The sequence below is a fragment of the Corynebacterium sp. HMSC11D10 genome (assembly GCF_001806995.1).
Classification (GTDB): Bacteria; Actinomycetota; Actinomycetes; order Mycobacteriales; family Mycobacteriaceae; genus Corynebacterium; species Corynebacterium coyleae.
In genome coordinates this window covers 1-4,887 of record NZ_KV787023.1, presented here as the reverse complement: position 1 = coordinate 4,887, position 4,887 = coordinate 1, and the positions used below count along the sequence as shown (strand labels likewise).

The following is a 4,887-nucleotide window of genomic DNA, read 5'->3' as shown; positions in this document are numbered from 1 at the left end:
GGAATACCCCTACCAACTACGCGCACTCAGCACGTGTTTCCGCCTAACACGAAACAGAAAGTTGAATGAGCATGCCTATTTCCCTAAATAACGTCTCCCTCGAGTGGCCTAACGGAACCTCCTGCTTCTCGGACTTGAATGCCATATTTTCAAGTCACCTGACCGGCTTAATCGGCGATAACGGTTCCGGAAAAACGACTCTGATCAGGGTCATTCTCGGCGAGCTACAGCCGAGCACGGGTTCGGTCGAACGCCCGTCGAAAGTCGCTTACCTACCTCAGGATCTTGGACTGCAACCGGACACTACGGTTTCGGACGTCTTTGGGGTTACCGAAATCATCGAGGCAATCAACGCCGTCGAAGGTGGCCAGTTCAATCCCGAATTGTTCGAGCTCATTGGTGACCGGTGGGATGCTGCTGAAGAGACTCAGGCTGTGCTGTCCGCTCACGGCCTCCCGCTCAACTTGGACAGGCCGCTGTCCACCATGTCCGGTGGAGAGGCTGTTCGTGTTGCACTAGCTGCGCTCATGTCTGACAACCCCGATTTCATCGTGATGGACGAGCCAACAAACAACCTCGATTCGGAAGCAAAAGCCCAGCTGATCCATTCTCTTTCCAAATCCACTGTTCCTGCAATTGTGGTGAGCCACGATCGCGACTTGTTGGATTCCGTGGACGAAATTGCAGAACTTCACGACGGGAAGCTACGTCTTTTCCCCGGCAACTACTCCGCCTACCGCGAAACTCTGGCCAGCGAACAGGACGCAGCGATGCGGGAGGTGCGGGACAAGAAGGCGGTTCACAGTAGGCAGGTTCGGGAGCGTGAGGCGATGCAAACTCGCATTGCTCGGGACGCTCGTCGCGGAAAGAAGTTCGCGGCTAACAAACGCAAACCTGGCATGGCGATGGGGCTGGACAAGGATCGGTCGGAGAAGACTGCTGCTCGGCGTGGTGCGGCTCATGCCGAGTCTGTGGAGTCGTCTCTCGCTGCGTATCGTCACGCACAAGACAAGGTTCGCGACGATCAACATGTGTTCATTGAGCTTCCCGGTACGGCGCTTCCGAACGGAACCCGTGTTATGGAAATCCCAGGGCTCACTGTTGTGGGCCCCGAGCGTGTCCGGATCACTGGGCCGAACGGCAGCGGAAAGACGACCCTGCTCAACTCTGTTGCAGACGGTAGCGCGGGGTATGTGATTGGGAATGTGGGGTACCTCCGGCAACGCATTGTTCTTGACCCCAACCGGTCAGTTTTGGAATTGGTCTCGGAGGCCAACGCGTCTGCTGACCCGCAGTATATTCGGGACCAACTCGCGCAACTGTTGTTTCAGAATGAGACTGTGCACGCGCCTATTGGAACGCTTTCGGGTGGTGAGCGTTTCCGCGTTGAGTTTGCCCGCGTTCTTCTTTCGTCGCCTGCTCCGCAGCTATTGCTTCTCGACGAGCCCACCAACAACATCGATATCTCAACCGTGAACTGGCTTGTCTCTGCTCTTGAGAGTTATGCAGGTGCGGTTCTTCTCGTCAGCCACGACGAAGACTTCTGTGAGCGTATGAACCTTGACAGGGAAGTTTCCATCGATGATCTGACCTGATGGCCCCTGCAGCTCCCGCAAAATAGTTCCCCGTCCGGGAACTATTTGGGGTCTTCGACCTCTCCTCACCGGCATTCCCCCAGGTCGGCACGCCGTTGAGGCAAAATAGTTCCCGGTTTCGCGCTGAGGCCGGGAACTATTTTGCATGCCCGCCTGCTACGGGCGTAGCACCCCACCTACACCGGGCGGAAGGTATCCGGCGACGCGGCCTTCCACTCCTGTGCCCAGGATGACGGCGGGTCTTCGAGCAGTTGGCCCGGCCGCAGCCATTCGTAGATGGAGGCGTAGGAGCGGGACTCGGTCGGGGAGATGTTGCGGCGCAGCATCTCGGGGGTGAGATCCGCCGGGTCGGTGACTCCCATGGAGGCCATGAGGCGCACGGCGGTGTTGACGGTGGTCTTGTGGTAGTTGTACACCGCCTGGGACTTGTCCTTGACCACAACGGCGCGGTTGCGGCGCGGGTCTTGGGTGGCGACGCCAGTGGGGCATTCGCCGGTGTGGCAGCGTTGTGCCTGGATGCAGCCGACGGCCATCATCATGGCGCGGGCGGAGTTGGTGTAGTCGGCGCCTTGGATCATGCGCATGACGATGTCGGAGCCGCCGGCGACTTTGCCGGACGCGCCGAGTTTGATTTGGTCGCGCAGGCCGGTGCCGACGAGTGCGTTGTGCACGGTCATCAAGCCGTGGGTCAGTGGCATGCCCATGTGGTCTTCGAAGTCGATGGGGGCGGCACCGGTGCCGCCTTCGGATCCGTCGACGACGATGAAGTCGGGTGCGGTGCCGACCTCGCGGATGGCCTTGCAAATGGCAAGTACTTCTCGACGACTCGACACACACAACTTGAACCCCGCCGGTTTACCGCCGGACAGTTCGCGCATCTTCGCGATGAATTCGATGAGTTCGACAGGGGTGCTGAACACGCGGTGGGCTGCGGGGCTGATGCAGTCCTTGCCCATGGGCACGTCGCGGATTTCGGAGACTTCTTTGGTGATCTTGTCGGCTGGCAGCACGCCACCGATGCCCGGCTTGGCGCCCTGGCTGACTTTCAGTTCGACCATCTTGACCTGGTCGTCGGCGGCGCGGTCGCGGAACTTAGCGGGGTCGAAATCGCCGTCGTGGGTGCGGGCGCCGAAGTAGCCGGTGCCCATCTGCCAGACGAGGTCGCCGCCGAATTCCTTGTGGTACGGGGAGATGCCGCCCTCGCCGGTGTTGTGGGCGAAGCCGCCCATGGCTGCGCCTTTGTTCAGGGAGCGTACGGCGTTTTTGGACAGGGAGCCGAAACTCATGGAGGACACGTTCAGCATCGAAATGGAGTACGGCTGGGTGCAGTCCTTGCCACCGATGAGGGTGCGGGGCGGTTCGGAGGGTTCGTCGACAGGCGAAAGAGTGTGTACGAGGTGTTCGTGGTTGGTGGCGTAGACGTCCTGGACGGTGCCGAAGGACGTTTCGCTTTGCATGCCCTTTGCGCGTTCGTAAATTGCGTTGCGCTGATCGCGGTTGAAGGGGCGGCCGTCCCAGTCGCGTTCGATGAAGTATTGGCGCAGTTCGGGGCCGATGTCGGTGAGCAGGGTGCGCATGTGCCCGAGTACGGGGTAGTTGCGCAGGACCGGGTTTTTGGTCTGAGTGAGGTCGTGGATGGCCACGCCGCCCAACGCCGCTGCGACGCTGCCGAGGGCGACCTTGGCAAAGTTTCCTGACTTGTCCTTAGGCATGCGCCCCATCATGCCTTAATAATCTGTAGTTGTTGTCAGGCACGCGGTTTCGTCGACTAGAGGGTGCGTCCGAGCGCCCGCATTTCCCATCCGGCGCTGCGCCATTGTTGGATGTCCAGGACGTTTCTGGCGTCGATAAGCAATTGCTTTTCGACGACCCCAGCAACCCACTCCGGATCCATCTCCCTAAACTGCCCCCATTCGGTAGCGAGGATGGTCAGCTCCGCGCCGCGCAGCGCCTCTTCGAGCGTGTCGGCGTAATCGAGGGTGGGGAAGACCTTGCGGGCGTTGTCCATCGCCTGCGGGTCGAAGACGGTGACGTTCGCGCCGGCCAGGGAGAGTTGGCCCGCCACGGCAAGGGCTGGCGAGTCGCGCACGTCGTCCGAGTTCGGCTTAAACGCTGCACCCAGCACCGTGATGTTGCGGCCGATCAGGCTGCCGAGCTCCTCGCGCGCCATGTCGACCACGCGCTGGCGGCGTCGCATGTTGATCGCATCCACCTCGCGCAGGAAGGTCAGCGCCTGGTCCGCGCCAACCTCGCCGGCGCGCGCCATGAACGCACGAATGTCCTTCGGCAGGCAACCCCCGCCGAAGCCGAGGCCGGCGCCGAGGAATTTACGGCCGATGCGGTCGTCGTAACCAATCGCGTCCGCGAGCTGGGTGACGTCCGCGCCGACGATCTCGCAGACCTCGCTCACCGCGTTGATAAACGAGATCTTCGTGGCCAAAAACGCGTTCGCCGACACCTTCACCAACTCCGCCGTCTGCAGGTCGGTGACGATAAACGGGGTGCCGTTGGCCAGCGGCATCGCGTACACCTCGCGGGCGATTTCCTCCGCGTGGGAGTTCTCGCTGCGGTGTCCTAATACGATCCGGTCCGGCTCGATGGTGTCCTTGACGGCGTATCCCTCGCGCAGGAACTCCGGGTTCCAGGCGATCTCCACGGTCGCGCCTCGGCCGGCGCGACGAGTCAGATCGTCGGCGCGTTCCTGCAGCGCGGCGGCCGTGCCGACCGGGACCGTCGACTTGCCCAGGATCACGTGGTGGCCGTGCAGTTTGGGCACGAGGTCGTCTATAACCGCCTCGACATAGCGCGTATCCGCCGCATACGACCCGCGCTGCTGCGGCGTGCCCACCCCGATGAAGTGCACGTTGGCGAAGTTGGCGGCCTCGTCGTATTTCGTCGTAAAGCTGAGGCGACCTGCGTCGATGTTGCGCTCCAGCACCTCCGGCAAACCCGGCTCGTAGAACGGCACCTTGGAGTTCTTCAGCGCCTCGATCTTGTGCTCATCCACGTCGACGCCGAGCACCTCGTGGCCCAACTCCGCCATGCACGCCGCATGCGTCGCGCCAAGATAACCAGTGCCGATCACAGTCAGTCGCATGGTGGCCATTATGCCGTGGCGGTGTTGGCACTGCAGGGTGAGCGCGGTGGTGGGGTTGATCGTCTAGTTCCCTCGGCAGGCTGCTAGACGATTCACACCTTATTGCAAACCATCTTCAACATGACCTGGGGAAACGCAGACAAGGCGGGCGGATCGTCTAGCAGTGTCATGTCTCGTGACTTATTGGACAAGGAG

General features: G+C 61.3%; 3 protein-coding genes. 1 reads left to right on the top strand and 2 read right to left on the bottom strand.

From position 1 onward, the window contains the following. The first annotated feature begins 71 nt into the window (after positions 1-71). Positions 72-1,595, top strand: coding sequence for an ABC-F family ATP-binding cassette domain-containing protein (locus HMPREF3120_RS01400; protein WP_070450144.1), 1,524 nt, complete (start codon positions 72-74; stop codon positions 1,593-1,595). Positions 1,596-1,771: 176 nt separating this feature from the next. On the opposite strand, the gene HMPREF3120_RS01395 is transcribed toward HMPREF3120_RS01400, so the two are convergent. Together HMPREF3120_RS01395 and HMPREF3120_RS01390 are read right to left on the bottom strand one after the other, a co-directional pair. Next, positions 1,772-3,307 carry an FMN-binding glutamate synthase family protein gene (locus HMPREF3120_RS01395; RefSeq protein ID WP_246815390.1) on the bottom strand — a complete coding sequence of 512 codons (1,536 nt, stop codon included), beginning with the start codon at positions 3,305-3,307 and terminating at the stop codon, positions 1,772-1,774. A gap of 56 nt (positions 3,308-3,363) precedes the next feature. Continuing rightward, positions 3,364-4,692, bottom strand: a complete 1,329-nt coding sequence (locus HMPREF3120_RS01390) for a UDP-glucose dehydrogenase family protein (RefSeq protein ID WP_070450140.1) — start codon at positions 4,690-4,692, stop codon at positions 3,364-3,366. Between the last annotated feature and the right edge of the window lie 195 nt (positions 4,693-4,887).